The 13,301-nt window shown below is 63.2% G+C and carries 14 protein-coding genes; 3 read left to right on the top strand and 11 right to left on the bottom strand.

The features are described from left to right. Positions 1–93: 93 nt before the first annotated feature. The 10 genes from AZSI13_RS14735 to AZSI13_RS14690 all read right to left on the bottom strand — a co-directional run bounded on the left by AZSI13_RS14735 (position 94) and on the right by AZSI13_RS14690 (position 10,282). The gene (locus AZSI13_RS14735) at positions 94–1,293 is read right to left on the bottom strand and encodes an META domain-containing protein (protein WP_109041950.1); all 1,200 of its coding nucleotides are present in this window, start codon (positions 1,291–1,293) and stop codon (positions 94–96) included. 54 nt (positions 1,294–1,347) lie between these two features. Beyond that, on the bottom strand, positions 1,348–2,589 hold the full coding sequence (locus AZSI13_RS14730) for a uracil-xanthine permease family protein (RefSeq protein WP_109041949.1): 1,242 nt from the start codon (positions 2,587–2,589) through the stop codon (positions 1,348–1,350). A 21-nt stretch (positions 2,590–2,610) separates the two neighbouring features. Next, on the bottom strand, positions 2,611–3,237 hold the full coding sequence (gene upp, locus AZSI13_RS14725) for a uracil phosphoribosyltransferase (protein WP_109041947.1): 627 nt from the start codon (positions 3,235–3,237) through the stop codon (positions 2,611–2,613). A gap of 270 nt (positions 3,238–3,507) precedes the next feature. Then, positions 3,508–3,801 carry a GIY-YIG nuclease family protein gene (locus AZSI13_RS14720; protein WP_109041945.1) on the bottom strand — a complete coding sequence of 98 codons (294 nt, stop codon included), beginning with the start codon at positions 3,799–3,801 and terminating at the stop codon, positions 3,508–3,510. 3 nt (positions 3,802–3,804) lie between these two features. After that, positions 3,805–4,698, bottom strand: a complete 894-nt coding sequence (locus AZSI13_RS14715) for an alpha/beta fold hydrolase (RefSeq protein WP_109041998.1) — start codon at positions 4,696–4,698, stop codon at positions 3,805–3,807. A gap of 412 nt (positions 4,699–5,110) precedes the next feature. Then, the gene (locus AZSI13_RS14710) at positions 5,111–6,031 is read right to left on the bottom strand and encodes a branched-chain amino acid transaminase (RefSeq protein WP_109041943.1); all 921 of its coding nucleotides are present in this window, start codon (positions 6,029–6,031) and stop codon (positions 5,111–5,113) included. 310 nt (positions 6,032–6,341) lie between these two features. Next, positions 6,342–8,057, bottom strand: coding sequence for a tetratricopeptide repeat protein (locus tag AZSI13_RS14705; protein WP_109041941.1), 1,716 nt, complete (start codon positions 8,055–8,057; stop codon positions 6,342–6,344). Continuing rightward, entirely contained in the window at positions 8,054–9,502 is a 1,449-nt protein-coding gene (locus AZSI13_RS14700; RefSeq protein ID WP_109041939.1) for a radical SAM protein, read from the bottom strand. The genes AZSI13_RS14705 and AZSI13_RS14700 overlap by 4 nt, the downstream gene beginning before the upstream one ends. A gap of 1 nt (position 9,503) precedes the next feature. Then, positions 9,504–9,722, bottom strand: coding sequence for a type I restriction-modification enzyme R subunit C-terminal domain-containing protein (locus AZSI13_RS14695; RefSeq protein WP_133247327.1), 219 nt, complete (start codon positions 9,720–9,722; stop codon positions 9,504–9,506). Between the two features lie 134 nt (positions 9,723–9,856). After that, entirely contained in the window at positions 9,857–10,282 is a 426-nt protein-coding gene (locus tag AZSI13_RS14690; protein ID WP_109041936.1) for a thioesterase family protein, read from the bottom strand. 287 nt (positions 10,283–10,569) lie between these two features. On the opposite strand from AZSI13_RS14690, the gene AZSI13_RS17350 reads away from it, so the two are divergent. Next, complete coding sequence (locus tag AZSI13_RS17350; protein ID WP_133247326.1) at positions 10,570–10,764, top strand: hypothetical protein; 195 nt, start codon at positions 10,570–10,572, stop codon at positions 10,762–10,764. Between the two features lie 9 nt (positions 10,765–10,773). Here the strand turns inward: AZSI13_RS17350 and AZSI13_RS14680 are convergent, their stop codons facing one another. Continuing rightward, positions 10,774–11,649 carry a LysR substrate-binding domain-containing protein gene (locus AZSI13_RS14680; RefSeq protein WP_109041932.1) on the bottom strand — a complete coding sequence of 292 codons (876 nt, stop codon included), beginning with the start codon at positions 11,647–11,649 and terminating at the stop codon, positions 10,774–10,776. Positions 11,650–11,945: 296 nt separating this feature from the next. Here AZSI13_RS14680 and AZSI13_RS14675 point away from each other — a divergent pair, with 296 nt between their 5' ends. Together AZSI13_RS14675 and AZSI13_RS14670 are read left to right on the top strand one after the other, a co-directional pair. Further along, positions 11,946–12,365, top strand: a complete 420-nt coding sequence (locus tag AZSI13_RS14675; RefSeq protein WP_133247325.1) for a hypothetical protein — start codon at positions 11,946–11,948, stop codon at positions 12,363–12,365. Positions 12,366–12,430: 65 nt separating this feature from the next. Beyond that, complete coding sequence (locus tag AZSI13_RS14670; RefSeq protein WP_109041929.1) at positions 12,431–13,297, top strand: GyrI-like domain-containing protein; 867 nt, start codon at positions 12,431–12,433, stop codon at positions 13,295–13,297. Positions 13,298–13,301: the final 4 nt, after the last annotated feature.

Raw genomic sequence — 13,301 nt, 5'->3', positions numbered from 1 at the left:
TTTTCGCCTGCGGTTTTTGCCGGGGCAAATGGCCGACACACATGACCAACACACATGGTCAGCCATGGCCTGCATATATGGCCGGCAAGCCCCTCAGCGTTGCAGGGGGCCGGCGCGGAAGGTGGCGACAGCCTTGCCGTCTGCATCCCGCAGCACCAGGTGGCGGCCGCTGATCTGCCAGCTGCGCACCCAGCCCAGCCCATCCACGAAACTCTGGGCCTGTTCGCTGTGGCGCAGGCAGGCCATCAGGGTGCCTGCCAACTGGCCGATCGCCAGCTTGCCGCCCTGGCGATCGTAGTTGCCCATGAGCCGGTTGCAGCCGTCGGCACCCGCCAGGCGGCCGTTGTCCTGGAAGATCAGGTGGGGCGTGTTGGGGCCCCGTTCCAGGGCTACCGGCTGGCCTCCCAGGTCCACCAGGCGCCAGGTGGTGCCGGTGAGGGGGGCGGGGGCCGTCGGGTCGCCGTCTGCTGCGGCAGTCACCGAGCCCTGAGCGTTGCTTGTCGTGGACACCGCCGCCATGCCGCGGGGAGCGCTTGCCGCGGCAGCAGTGTTGGCCGCCACGGTGGCTGCCTCGCTGCAGGCGGCCTGGGGCCAGATGCCGTAAAACCGGTCTGCCACCACCACGGTGCGTTCTGGCCCATCGGCCGTTGCTGCCTTGTGGCCTGCCGGGCGTGCTGCCAGATGGCCGGCGAGACGCACCAGCAGGGCTTCTCCCGGGGCATGACCCTGTTTGCCATAGGCCGCCGCCAGGGCCCGGTGGGCGCCTTCGCCGGCCACCGGGAATTCCGGCTGGCCTGGGGCGCAGAGGCGTAGGGTCGTACTGCCGGCCTGCTGGCGGTAAAGCCCGGTGAGGGTGCCGGAGGCCCGGGCCGGCAGGGCCTGGGGTAGGCGCTTCAGCTCATGGTTGAAGCGTGAGTCGATGGCCTGGCCCTGGCCATCGAGCAGGCGCAGGCGGTCCGGCGCCGGGGTGGCCAGGCGGATGGCGGGCTGGCCAGGGGATTCCAGGCTCAGCTTGCCGCCGGCCTCGTCCAGACGCCACTGGCCGGTGCGGCGGATGGCCGCCCCAGGCCCTTTGCCCTGGTAGGTCTGGCGCAGATCAAAACTGCGGTCTGCCGCCAGATCCAGTTGCCAGTCGATGCCGGCACAGTCAGCGCAGGGCAGGGTGCCGATATAGGTGGCGGGCAGAGTGGTTGCGGGCAGGGCCGGTGCGGCGGCATGGCCGAAGCTGGTGGCCAGTCCCAGGGCCAGGGTGGTGAGGCCCTGACGCAAGGGGCGGCGGATATTGAGTTTCATGGCAGAACTCCGTGCGGCAAGTGGGGCAACTGGGGTCAGTGGGGGAGCGGTGGGTCAGATGGCCGGATCGTTGCCTTCCGGCGCCTGGGGCAGGATCAGATTGAGCAGCACCGCCAGCACGCCGCAGAGGCTGATGCCCTGCAGGCTGAAACCGCCGATGGAAACGCCCAGGCCGCCGATCCCGGTGACCAGGGTGACGGAGACGATGCACAGGTTGCGCGGATTCATCAGGTCGGTGCGGGCATCCATCAGGGTCTTCAGGCCGATGCCGGCGATGGAGCCGAAGAGCAGCACCATGATGCCGCCCATCACCGGTAGGGGGATGGTCTGCAGCAGGGCGCCGAACTTGCCGACGAAGGCCATCAGGATGGCAAAGCCGGCGGCCCAGGTCATGATCACCGGGTTGTAGTTGCGGGTCAGCATGACCGCCCCCGTCACCTCGCCGTAGGTGGTCACCGGCGGGCCGCCGAAAAGGCCCACCACATTCACCGCCAGGCCGTCCCCCAGCAGGGTGCGGTGCAGGCCGGGGGATTCGGTGTAGTCCTTGCCCACCACCGAGCCGATGGCCAGGATGCCGCCCACGTGTTCGACGATGGGGGCAATGGCCACCGGCATCATGAAGAGAATGGCGGCCAGATTGAATTCCGGCTTGCCGAACTGGGGCAGGGCCAGCCAGGCCGCTTCGCTGACCTTGGAAAAATCCACGATGCCGGCGACGAAGGCCGCCGTGTAACCCACCGCCACCCCCACCAGAATGGGCACCAACTTGAGCAGGCCCTGGGCCCGGATGGCCGTGATCATGGTGGCCGCCAGGGCGATGGCGGCGATGGTGATGGCGGTGCCGTAGGGCACCACCTGCTGGTCGCCGGCCTTGCCGGTGGCCATGCCCACCGCCACCTGGGCCAGGCCCAGGCCGATCACCATCACCACCGGGCCGATCACCACCGGCGGCAGCAGACGGTGGATGAGGCCGACGCCGCGCCATTTCACCAGGGCGGCGGCCACGTAATAAAAGAAGGAGGCACAGGCCAGGGCCCCCAGGGTGGCATTCATGCCCCAGGTCTGCACCGAGTAGATCACCGGGGCGATGAAGGCGAAGGAAGAGCCCAGGTAAATGGGCACCTGGCGCTTGGTGCACACCTGGAAAATCAGGGTGCCAACGCCGGCACCGAGCAGGGCCAGGCTGGGGTTGAGACCCGTCAGCAGGGGCACCAGCACGGTGGCGCCGAAGGCGACGAAGAGAATCTGGGCGCCCGAGAGGGCAGTGCGCCAGGTAGGGGCGGGAGCAGTGGTCATGGCGTGGCAGTCTCCGGGGGCTTACTTGGTGCCGAAAATCTTGTCGCCCGCATCGCCCAGGCCGGGAATGATGTAGCCCTGCTCGTTGAGGTGGCTGTCGATGGCGGCCACATACACATCCACCTCGGGGTAGGCCGCCTGCAACTTGGCGATACCTTCCGGCGCCGCCACCAGGCAGATGGCCCGCACCTGGCCGCAGCCCTTGCGCTTCAGCATGTCGATGGTGGCGATGAGGGAGCCGCCGGTGGCCAGCATGGGGTCGATGATGAGGGCCATGCGCTCTTCCAGGGCGCCGACGAAGCGCTCGAAATAAGGCTCCGGCATGAGGGTTTCCTCATTGCGGGCGATGCCCACCACGCTCACCTTGGCGCTGGGGATGAGATCCAGCACCCCATCCAGCATGCCCAGGCCGGCCCGCAGGATCGGCACCACGGTGACCTTCTTACCTTTCAGTTGCTCCACCTGTACCGGCCCGGCCCAGCCGTCGATGGTCACGGTTTCCACCTCGAAATCCCGGCAAGCCTCGTAGGTCAGGAGGCGGGCCAGTTCGGCGGTGAGTTCGCGGAATTTCTTGGTGCTCATGTCGGCTGCGCGCATGAGACCGATCTTGTGCTGCACCAGGGGGTGCTGGACGGCGATGACGGCCATGGTTCTTCTTCTCGAAAGGCGGGAAAACTGCGCAAGGATAAAGCATTGTCCCCTGCCCGGGGGCGCTGCCAGCCCGCTTGGGCGGCGATTTTGGCGTTTTTGCGCGGCCAGGATCGCCCAACGCCCCCGTGGCCCCCAACAAAGTCACGGTTCTGCCCCAGGGCGAACCCTAGGCGCCGGTATTTCGGCCCATTTCCCGTCCCCTAGCACGTCCCATTGGGCGGCTTCTTTCCCGGTCCCTTTCAGACTGATTTCTGCCGCGGCGCAAGCTCACACGGCGCCCGTGGCCGTCTTTTGCAGACGGGTTTGGGCGTAGCGGCGCTTTTCCTCCGCCTTCAGCTGCTTGATGCGGTACTCGGCCCGGGCAGCAGCCGCGCGGTCCGGGTGGGCTTCCCAGCCCAGCAGCCGGGCCGGCGGATGGGCCCGGGTGTACTTGGCGCCCTTGCCCGCCACATGGGCGGCGTAGCGGGCCGGCACGTCGTTGGTGATGCCGGTGTAGATGCTGCCGTCCGTGCATTCGAGGAGATAGACGAACCAGGGCGAGCGGGGCGCTGCTTCCGTCATGCCTCAGGCGCTTTCGGCGGCGGTCATGAAGTCGGCCAGGCGGGTCGCCAGGGCGGGAGCCAGGGCCGGGGGAAAGTCGTGGCCCATGCCGGGAATGGTGGCAAAGACGGCGCCGGGCACATGAGCTGCCACATCGGCCCCGCAGGCCGGCAGGATCAGCGGGTCCTCCGCCCCGTGCAGTACCAGGGTGGGGGCCTGGATGGTAGCCAGACGGGCGCGCCGGTCGCCGTCGGCAAAGATGGCGGCCATCTGCCGCGCCACGCCCCGGGGGTTGAAGGCGCGGCGGAATTCCGCCTGTAGCAGTGCCGTCAGCCAGGCCTCTTCCACCGGGTAGGCCGGGCTGGCGACCGCCCGGTAGCGGCGGATGCCGTCGGCGACGATGCTGGCTTCGTCCCGCTCCCGGGGCAGGGGGGCGAAGAGGGCTGCGGCGGCTGCCGGGATGGGCGGCGGCAGGGCCGGGTTGCCGCTGGAGGACATGATGCTGATCAGGGAGCGCACCCGTTCCGGCCATCTGGCGGCGGTGATCTGGGCGATGGCGCCGCCCATGGAGGCGCCGACGATGTGGGCCCGCTTGATGCCCAGATGATCCAGTAGGGCGATGCCGTCCGCCGCCATGTCATTGAGGCGGTAGGGCGCCTCCAGGGGGCCGCCAGCCAGGGCGGCGGCCAGGTTGGGCACCGGGGCGTCGTTGAGGTGGGTGGAGCGGCCGCTGTCCCGGTTGTCAAAGCGCACGACACGAAAGCCCCGGGCCACCAGGCCCGCTACCAGCGCTTCAGGCCAGCGGGTGTAGGGCACGCCCAGACCCATGATGAGCAGCACGGCGGGGCCGTCTGCGGGGCCGTCAACGCGGTATTCCAGTTCGATGGCGGGGTGGGTGGCAAGGGCAACACGGGGCATGGCGGAATGGGGAAGTAGGGGGAGGAGCGAGAGCATACCTGAGCCGGAGGCTGCGCTCCTGCCGAGCGGTGGTGTCGTTGGCCGGGGAGGGGCCATGGATGGCGGGCGGGCGCCGAGAGCTTACGGGCCGCGCGGCGGGCCTCCCCGGCGGGGTGGCCGGCTGCGCCAGCCGCGGAAATCTTCACCCACGGCAGGGGGCTCGCGGCGATGGGGAATGCGGGATGGAAAATCCGAAAACCGGCCGGAGAAGCAGGAGGGACGCGCACCTCCCCGCTAATGCCCGCCCTGATTGCCTCTCCGCCAGGGGACTACGAAGAATGGCGTCCCTCGTGCCGCTCCGGCCTGTCATGCCTATCCCGTCATTCCGAAGCCGGGCGACGGCAGGCAAGCAAAGCCGGTGCGTCGGCCAAACCTAGACGGGGGTGAGCCAGTCCCGGTGGGCCTCGTCCAGACCGCCGACGCAGGCGAAATAGCGGGCCTGGATGAGGCGGGTGATGGGGCCGGGCGTGCCGCTGCCGATACTGCGCCTATCCACCTCCACCACCGGCGTGATTTCGGCGGCGGTGCCGGTGAGGAAGACTTCGTCGGCGCAATACACCTCATCCCGGGTGATGCGCTTGGCCCGCACCGTGAGGCCCGCCTCCCGGGCCAGGGTGTGCACCGTGCGGCGGGTGATGCCGTCCAGGGCCGAGGTGGTTTCCGGCTCCAGCAGTTCGCCGTCCCGCACCAGAAAGAGGTTCTCCCCCGAGCCTTCGGCCACGTAGCCTTCCGTATCCAGCAGCAGGGCCTCATCGTAGCCGTCGCGGCGGGCTTCCCGCACCGCGAGAATGGAGTTGCTGTAGGTGGAAATGGCCTTGGCCCGGCACATCTGTACATTGGGGTGGTGCCGGGCGTAGGAAGACACCCGCACCCGGATGCCCTTCTCCAGGGCGTCGCCGCCCAGGTAGGCGCCCCAGGGCCAGGCCGCCACCATGACGTGAGTGGCGGCGCCCGCCGGGTCCACCCCCACTTTTTCCGGCCCGAGGAAAATCAGGGGGCGGATGTAGGCGCTTTCCAGGCCGTTGCGGCCCACGGCCTCGCGGCAGACTTCCGCCAGGGCCTGCCGCTCCCAAGGCAGGTCAATGGCCAGGATGTGGGCCGAATCCAGCAGCCGGTCCAGGTGGGCATCGAGCCTGAAGATGGCCGGCCCTTGCGGGGTGGCATAGGCCCGGATGCCCTCGAAGCAGCCGTAGCCGTAATGCAGGGTATGGGTCAGCACGTGCACCTTGGCATCGCGCCAGGGCAGCCATTGGCCATCCAGCCAGATGAAGCCGTCACGGTTTTCCATGGACATGGGAAGTTCCTCCAGTTCGTTACGTAGTCAAATAGGGAATGGGTCTGCCCCAAGGGTGGGGGCAGACAGACGATCCGAACGTGGGTGGAACGGCGGGGGCGCTGGCCAACCGATGCCCGGTGAGGCGGTGGTGGCAGGACGCTGGAGGCGGTAGGAGAAGAATGAGGCCCCACAGGGCCTCATTCAAACGAATTGAAGTGCTATTGAATGAACTAAATTCATGTGATGACCACTTTGAGTGAAGCATTAACACCTTGAAGATTTTAATGCTTCTGGGCGATCGAATAGGTTATGAAATGGCTCGGGTTGCTTAGTTGTTAGCACAGCAATGCTTGTACTTTCTTCCCGAACCGCAGATGCATGGCTCATTACGCCCAATCTTGGTTCTGGATGAGCAGACCAACTGGAGCGAGTGGTTCCCCTTCGATTGCGCTTGCAAGGTCGACGCAAATTTCTCCATCAGGCGACGTTCATAGAGTTCTGGGGAAATGTCGTTCTTTAGCTGACTCATGTCGCGCATGGCTTGCCCAAGCTTAGCCAGCCCAATACTTTTTTTGGGAATCGGTTTGCCGGAGTTATCAAAAAAGTACTTTGTAACCACTTCGGCAGAAAAAATCTCTTCAGCGCTACCTTGGTGGCTGGTAATCAATTTCTTGATCTGTTTGATGACTCTTGGGGAACACTCCAGGCAGGCATCAGCAATTTCTCCCCGGCATTCCTCGGCCTCATAGCACTGCTGGAGCACATAGGCGGCATTAGTAAGAGACTGGAGTCGATCGCTATGGCGGGACAAGAGCCGGGCATAGTGAAATCCAGCCTTGGTGCGTAGTGATTTGTCTGCACCTGCTGCGCTCATGCAGCGCGAATACAGTTCCTCTGCCTGTTCCAGAGAGTGCTCTGGGATGTGTTCTTCTTCGATTAGGCCTGCCAGCACCAATAGGGCCTCGGGATGGTTCTGAGCGACAGCTTTGTTCAGCCAATCAATCGCTGTGAGGGTGTCTCTTTCAACAACATTGCCGTTCCAGTAATGGACAAACATGTTCAGTTGCCCCGTCGGGTATCCTGCTTCGGCGGATTTCTTGGTGTAGTCAAATGCCGCCTGTGGATTTTCCGGTCCGCCTTCCCCATGTAGGTGCATGACGCCAAGCATCGTCAGTGCGGACGGATGATCTTCTTTGGCGGCAAGTTCGAAATGGATTCTTGCTTCTACAAAGTCCTGCGGTTGATCATAAAGACCGTGGTAGAAGACATGGCCGATAAAGGCATTGGCATCAGGATAGCCGGCTTTTGCGGAGCCGAAGATTTTGTTAACACCCATCATCACGTAATCAGCTCCTTTGACGCCTTCTACCAACAGGCAGCCATGCTCAAACAATGCGGCAGGATGGTCTTTATGCGCAGCCAGCTCGAACCAGAAATCTGCTTTACGCCTGGCTTCATTGATGTCTATGGCATAGACGAGTGGTGACTCATTCCCCTCATTGATGGACGGCTGTTGCATCTCAGTTGCTTTGTTCAGGAAATGCTTGCCTATCCAGTATTGGGCCTCAGCTTCCTCCTCGGAAATGGCACGGTAACAAAGCTCTTTCATCCCAGAACCTACTGGGGTGACTGCGATGGAATCAGCTAGCGATAATGCCGGATGAATTTTTCTGTACGCAAATTTTAGGGCCGTTAGGGCGTGCTTCAGGGCCGAGTCGGCAAACTCACTCAGCTGCTCATTCGCTAACTTGCCTTCCTCGGGGTGTGCCCCTTTGTTCCCGAGAAACCGTAGTTTGTGCAGAGCGTCCTTGCTGCTGACGTCAGGATGGGTCCGATCGCATATTTCCCTGATCAAGGTGCCAAGCTCAGACAGCTTTGGAATGGCGAGCTTTTGTACCTCTATGATGCGCTGGCAGATGAGCCCACACATGCCCCGAAGGGTCAGGAGACTGTAGCCCGGATATTCCTTGGCGACTTCTTTGGCCAGAGCGTATTGCTCACCAACCTCATCCGAAATGCTCTTGGCTAGCTCGAGATCGTTCATGAAGCTTGGCAATCCATTAAGTCGCTAGAGGCTGTGTGGGCAGACTGGCCCATGACTTCCTCAATACATTCTTCCAAAAAGGCGGTGCTGAAACTGTGTGATCCTGCTTCCTGGGCCATGTCCGCGAGGAAATCCTCGAAGCAGTAGTCGCGGGGGAAATAGGAAAACGATTTGAGCTTGTAGTAGCGCCCCGCCCGCATGAATCGTTTGCTGATGATGCGGGCCAGTTCCAGCGAGTCCTCATAATTCACTTGTTCGCTGAGATTGATATGAGTCACGCCTGGGCAGGGCGAATGGTCCCTTGTTGCGCCGTACCGTGCCAGAGTATTGAGGTAGTTTTCTGTTTCTTCGGGCCAACCAAAAACGATGACCGGGCTAACCGAGACGCCATAGATTGCCTCTCGGTGCTGATCTAGCCAGGCGAGAGTTTGGGCAATGGTTTCATCGTTCTCCCCCGCATAGAGGAGGATGTTGACCTTTGCCTTGACCCCGTTCTCCGCACAGGCAACTAACAACCGGGAGGCTTTTTCAAGATACTTTTCTGGCTTTTGCGTCTTGTGCATCCGCAGTAACTGCGTGGGTGAGGCGCTTTCCAGACCAAGATCCAGGATCGATAGGCCACTGGCAGCCAGGGACGGTAGCAGCTCGGCTTTCAGGGTGTCGACGCGGGCTTCGGTGCGCCACCTTACTTTTATCGCCCGCGCGTCAAAGGCACTACCCAGGCCTTCGCTCCAGTGTTTGTTGGGAACGAACATAGAGGTTTCGAAATAGGGGGTCATTTCGATCAGCCCATCATCCAGTAATGTGGATTGCAACTCGTCGGCCAAGGCGTCCGGCGATTTCAGTGGTTGCAGTTTCTCGTCTCTTTCCAGGCAGAAACTGCATTTCATGCCGCATCCCCGGGCTATTTCGATGCTGGGTTGATAGTATTCGCGGCGATGGAGCAGGCTGTAATCAAGTGATGACGTCTGGTTCGATGTTTCCCTAGATGGCTGGAGCGGAAGGGACCGTGTCCCTGTTACCAGTTCGACAATGCGTGCTTCTGCGAGGCCAGGAATGATGATGTCCGCTTCAGGCAGGAGTTCTTTAAGCCGCTCAGGGAATTTTCCAACGACCCAGCGCCCGCCAACGATGATCTTATGCGATGGCAACAGAGCCTTCACTTGGAGAATGAATTCCTTGGCCCAGGCGACGGCATAGAAGCTTGGAAGGGAGAGCAGAATGGGCAGCTTGCTCTCAGCAAGCCCATAGGCGATGGCTGTGGTCAGCGTTTCAGATGGACTTGAGAAGTGGCCATGAATGACGACGGGTGCCAGGCCTTTGCGCTTCAGTACCGATGCAAGTGATAGCAATCCGTAATTCAGGTATTGATTGCGTCGATTTAGTCTGTTGTTGGCTTTTTTGGTACTAAGCTGACCGGCGCCAATGCAGGTGATTCTGTCCATCTTATCGGTAGAGCCGGTGTGCAAGCTCTTTGAGCGCTGCTTGGTATTGAGGCCTTCCACCAAATGCCTGAATCATTGCTACCGGTGAACCGAACTGGTCCAGCGGTGCTAGTCGCAGTATTTCCATCTGCTCGATATTGCTAATGCCTTCTTTGAGAAACTGGGTGGTTTTATCCATGTCCGATGCCTCGAAGGCTGGCGTGATGAACTTGGTATACATGTCACGCTCGGAAAGCGCCTTTTTGTCCATGCGGAAATACGGTCTGTTGTTAATGACATTGAGCTTAGCATTTTGCGGATTTGACTGGCTATCGCGATACCGCCAGCAGCAAGGACAGTCAGCCCTGTCATGAATCAGCCCTGTACCTTCGCCAGAAAGACGGCAGGCACCGGCGCCACCTTGCGGGGGCCGTAGTCGAAGAAGAGGATGCCGGTCTTGCCCCGGGCGACTTCCCGGCCCGAGGCCTGGTCGGTCATTCGCCACACCAGATCACAGCCGTATTTATTGAAATCCACCGGGGTCATGGCGATCACCATGGTTTCGCCGTGGAAGGCCTCGGCCTTGTATTGCACGGCGGCATCGGCCACCACGATACCGACCCCTTCCACATCCAGCTCGCTGTAGCCCAGGGATTTGAAGAAACGCACCCGGGCTTCGGAGACCAGGGAGAGCAGCAGGGCATTGTCCAGGTGGCCGCCATAGTTGATGTGGCCGATGTAGAGGGGAATTTCGGTGGAAAAGCGGAATTGCTCGGGCAGGTCGATCTGGATGCGGGCCATGGTCAAGGGTCCATGAGGGGTAAAGGAGCAATGCTACCGTAGTCTCTGCCGCAAAGCCGCCAGGGGCGCCGCCCGGGCGCGACAAATGGCCGGAGAGCCTTACGGGGCGCCATGTTTCTCCCATGGCATGGCTAAGGTTTTGCTACCATGCGCTTCTGGTATTTGGATATGTGCTGACGCTCCGGGAAGCCGATGAGCGCAGTCGGACAGAGCACGCCCCCGTGTTTCGCCAGGTACAGGCTTTGCTGGCGGAGGCCTATGTGCCCCCGACGGACCCGCGGGCGCCCATGCTGCAGGATACCCGGCGGATGGTCGAGCTGATGTTGGAGATGCTGGCCATGGAGTCGGTGGAGCGGGAAGGCAGCGACAAGCCGGAACCGATTGATCCCGAGCGGGCGGAGGTCCTCGCCAGGGAGTTTGCCCAGCTGTCAAAGCGGATCCAGCAGACATTGACCGCGCTGGAGCGCAAACAACGCAAATAGGGCGCGGTGTCAGGCTTCGGCGCCGGCCTTTGCCGAGCGCACCAGCCAGCGGATGAAATCCATGGTGCCGCGTTTTTCCTGGGCGGCCGGCGGGGCCACCACGTAGAAGCTGCGGTCCGGGCAGGCGGCAGCGAAGGGGCGGTGCAGGCGCCCTTCGGCCAGGTAGGGGGCCGCCAGGGATTCGGCCATGAGTGCCACGCCATGGCCTGCCACTGCAGCTTCCAGCATCAGCAGGGCGTCTTCATAGAGGGGGCCGTCCTTGGGTTCCGGGTGCTTGATGCCGGCGGCGGCAAACCAGCGTTGCCAGGAGAGCAAGGGGTGGCGCAGCAGGCGCACCTTGTCCAGGTCCGCCGGGGTCTGCAGCTGGGCCGCCAGGGCCGGGCTGCAGACGGGGAACACCTGTTCTTCAAAGAGCTTCCAGGCCAGCAGCCCGGGCCATTCTTCTTCCCCGTAACGCAGGCCGATGTCGGCTTCACCCGCCAGCAGGGGAGCCAGGCTGGTGGCCGTGCCCAGGCTGAATTCCGTTTCCGGGTGCTGCTGCTGCCAGTCCGCCACCCGGCTCACCAGCCACTTGCTGCCCAGGGCCGGGGCGGCAGAAATGCGCAGGCGGATTTTCTCCGGTGCCCGTAGTTCGGCGCTGGCCTCGTCCAGGCGCAGCAGGGTATCCCGTACCACGGCCAGATATCGGCGGCCTGCGGCGGTGAGGGCGATGGCCCGGTGGCGCCGCTCGAACAGGGCCTGGCCCAGGTGCGCCTCCAGCAGGCGGATGCGGTGGCTCACTGCCGAAGGCGTCAGGTGTAGGGCCTCGGCGGCGGCGAGAAAGCTCCCCAGGCGGGCAGCAGCCTCGAAGGCGGGCAGGGTGTGGAGGGGCGGCAGGTCGTGCATGGCGGCAAGGTTGGGGCAAGGTTGGGGAGAGCAGGATCGGGCCGGAGGGTGAAAGATGGCAATGGATGGCGATGGATGCTCAGCCGCGGATCAAGGTAGATGAAGCGGCGTAGCGGCAGCTCGGGTGGTTGGCAAGGCGCCGGCCGTAGCCACTGCCGCTGCCGGAAGGCCTTACATTATCACTTGCATGTCATCATGGCAGGCATTCGGCTGCGATGCCGGATGGCGTTGATGCCGCGCTGGCGCCGCGCCCCGTCATACCCTTGGGCCAGCTTGGCCCCGTTTGGGAAATCTTCATGGCCCGTTCCCTGTTCAAAGCCTTCGCCCTGGCGCCCCTGTTGCCGGCAGTGCTGATCTCCGTCGCCAACGGCGCCATGGGGGCCGGCTGGCTGGCCATTCCTCTTGGCCTGCTGATCTACGTGCCCCTGGCCTACGGATTGGTGTTGCTCTGGGGTTACCCCGTGGTGCGGGGCCTGCTGGCCCTCGGCTGGCTGTCCCGGCGCGCCTTTGGCACGGCGGGGGCGCTGTCCGGTCTGGGGATCGCTCTGCTGCTGCCCTGGCTGATGGTGGGGAGGGCTGTGTCTTGGGCCTCGCTGTTCTCCGGAGTCTATCTGCCCCTGTGCATCGTTGCCGGCACGCTCACCGGCCTGCTGTTGTGGCGACTTGCCTTCGGCAGCGATGCGGGCGACCTTGCCGCCCCATCTTCTGTCGACTGAGCAATTACGGTCAGGATTTGTAGCCGGCGGTGGCCCATAGTGCGTGCCACGAACCGGAGGAAATGATGAACGACGACAGAACCAGGCAATACGCGGCGCGCTTCGAGCGGGTGCTGGCCTACATCGAGGCCCACCTGGAGGAGCCGCTCACCGTGGAGCGTCTGAGCCAGGTCGCCCATTTCTCCCGCTTCCACTTCCATCGGCAATTTGCCGATTACCTCGGCACCAGCGTGGCACGGTACATCCTGCTGCTGCGGTTGCGGCGGGCTTCCTTCCAGCTCGCTTTCAACCGCCAGACCCGGATCATCGAGATCGCCCTGGAAGCCGGCTTTGAAAACCCGGAATCGTTTTCCCGCGCCTTCCGCAACACCTTCGGCCAGTCGCCCAGCCAGTTCAGGCGGCGGCCGGACTGGCCCGGCTGGCATGAGCGGTATCGTTTCCGGCTACCCGAAAGGAATATGACCGTGCAGGTTGAAATTGTTGAGTTTGAAACCACCCGTGTTGCCGCCCTGGAGCACCTGGGCCCCGTCGAGCAAGTTAACGATTCGGTGGCCCGCTTCATTGACTGGCGCAAATCCACCGGCCTCTCGCCCAAGGACAGCAGCCGCAGCTTCGGCATCGCCTACGACAACCCGGATACCACCGAGCCGGCCCGCTTCCGCTTCGACATCGCCGGTGAAGTGCGGGCCGAGGTGCCGGCCAATCCCCACGGTGTGGTCAACAAGGTGATCCCTGGCGGTCGCTGTGCCCGGGTGCGCCACCTGGGCTCCCACACCCGCATCGGCGAAAGCATCTATCCCCTCTACCGGGACTGGCTGCCAGGCAGCGGCGAGGAATTGCGGGACTTCCCGCTCTTCTTTCATTACCTCAACCTGATGCCGAATACGCCGGAAAACGAGCTGCTGACGGATATCTATCTGCCGCTGAAATAAGGCC

It is taken from the genome of Azospira sp. I13 (assembly GCF_003112695.1).
GTDB lineage: Bacteria > Pseudomonadota > Gammaproteobacteria > Burkholderiales > Rhodocyclaceae > Azospira.
The sequence above is the reverse complement of the archived record's forward strand: the minus strand, read 5'-3'. Positions and strand labels throughout refer to the sequence as shown.

Coding starts and splice junctions, on each gene's coding strand:
- AZSI13_RS14735 (WP_109041950.1), bottom strand. CDS start 1,293: ATGAAACTCAATATCCGCCGCCCCTTGCGTCAGGGCCTCACCACCCTG.
- AZSI13_RS14730 (WP_109041949.1), bottom strand. CDS start 2,589: ATGACCACTGCTCCCGCCCCTACCTGGCGCACTGCCCTCTCGGGCGCC.
- upp (WP_109041947.1), bottom strand. CDS start 3,237: ATGGCCGTCATCGCCGTCCAGCACCCCCTGGTGCAGCACAAGATCGGT.
- AZSI13_RS14720 (WP_109041945.1), bottom strand. CDS start 3,801: ATGACGGAAGCAGCGCCCCGCTCGCCCTGGTTCGTCTATCTCCTCGAA.
- AZSI13_RS14715 (WP_109041998.1), bottom strand. CDS start 4,698: ATGCCCCGTGTTGCCCTTGCCACCCACCCCGCCATCGAACTGGAATAC.
- AZSI13_RS14710 (WP_109041943.1), bottom strand. CDS start 6,031: ATGTCCATGGAAAACCGTGACGGCTTCATCTGGCTGGATGGCCAATGG.
- AZSI13_RS14705 (WP_109041941.1), bottom strand. CDS start 8,057: ATGAACGATCTCGAGCTAGCCAAGAGCATTTCGGATGAGGTTGGTGAG.
- AZSI13_RS14700 (WP_109041939.1), bottom strand. CDS start 9,502: ATGGACAGAATCACCTGCATTGGCGCCGGTCAGCTTAGTACCAAAAAA.
- AZSI13_RS14695 (WP_133247327.1), bottom strand. CDS start 9,722: ATGTATACCAAGTTCATCACGCCAGCCTTCGAGGCATCGGACATGGAT.
- AZSI13_RS14690 (WP_109041936.1), bottom strand. CDS start 10,282: ATGGCCCGCATCCAGATCGACCTGCCCGAGCAATTCCGCTTTTCCACC.
- AZSI13_RS17350 (WP_133247326.1), top strand. CDS start 10,570: ATGCTGCAGGATACCCGGCGGATGGTCGAGCTGATGTTGGAGATGCTG.
- AZSI13_RS14680 (WP_109041932.1), bottom strand. CDS start 11,649: ATGCACGACCTGCCGCCCCTCCACACCCTGCCCGCCTTCGAGGCTGCT.
- AZSI13_RS14675 (WP_133247325.1), top strand. CDS start 11,946: ATGGCCCGTTCCCTGTTCAAAGCCTTCGCCCTGGCGCCCCTGTTGCCG.
- AZSI13_RS14670 (WP_109041929.1), top strand. CDS start 12,431: ATGAACGACGACAGAACCAGGCAATACGCGGCGCGCTTCGAGCGGGTG.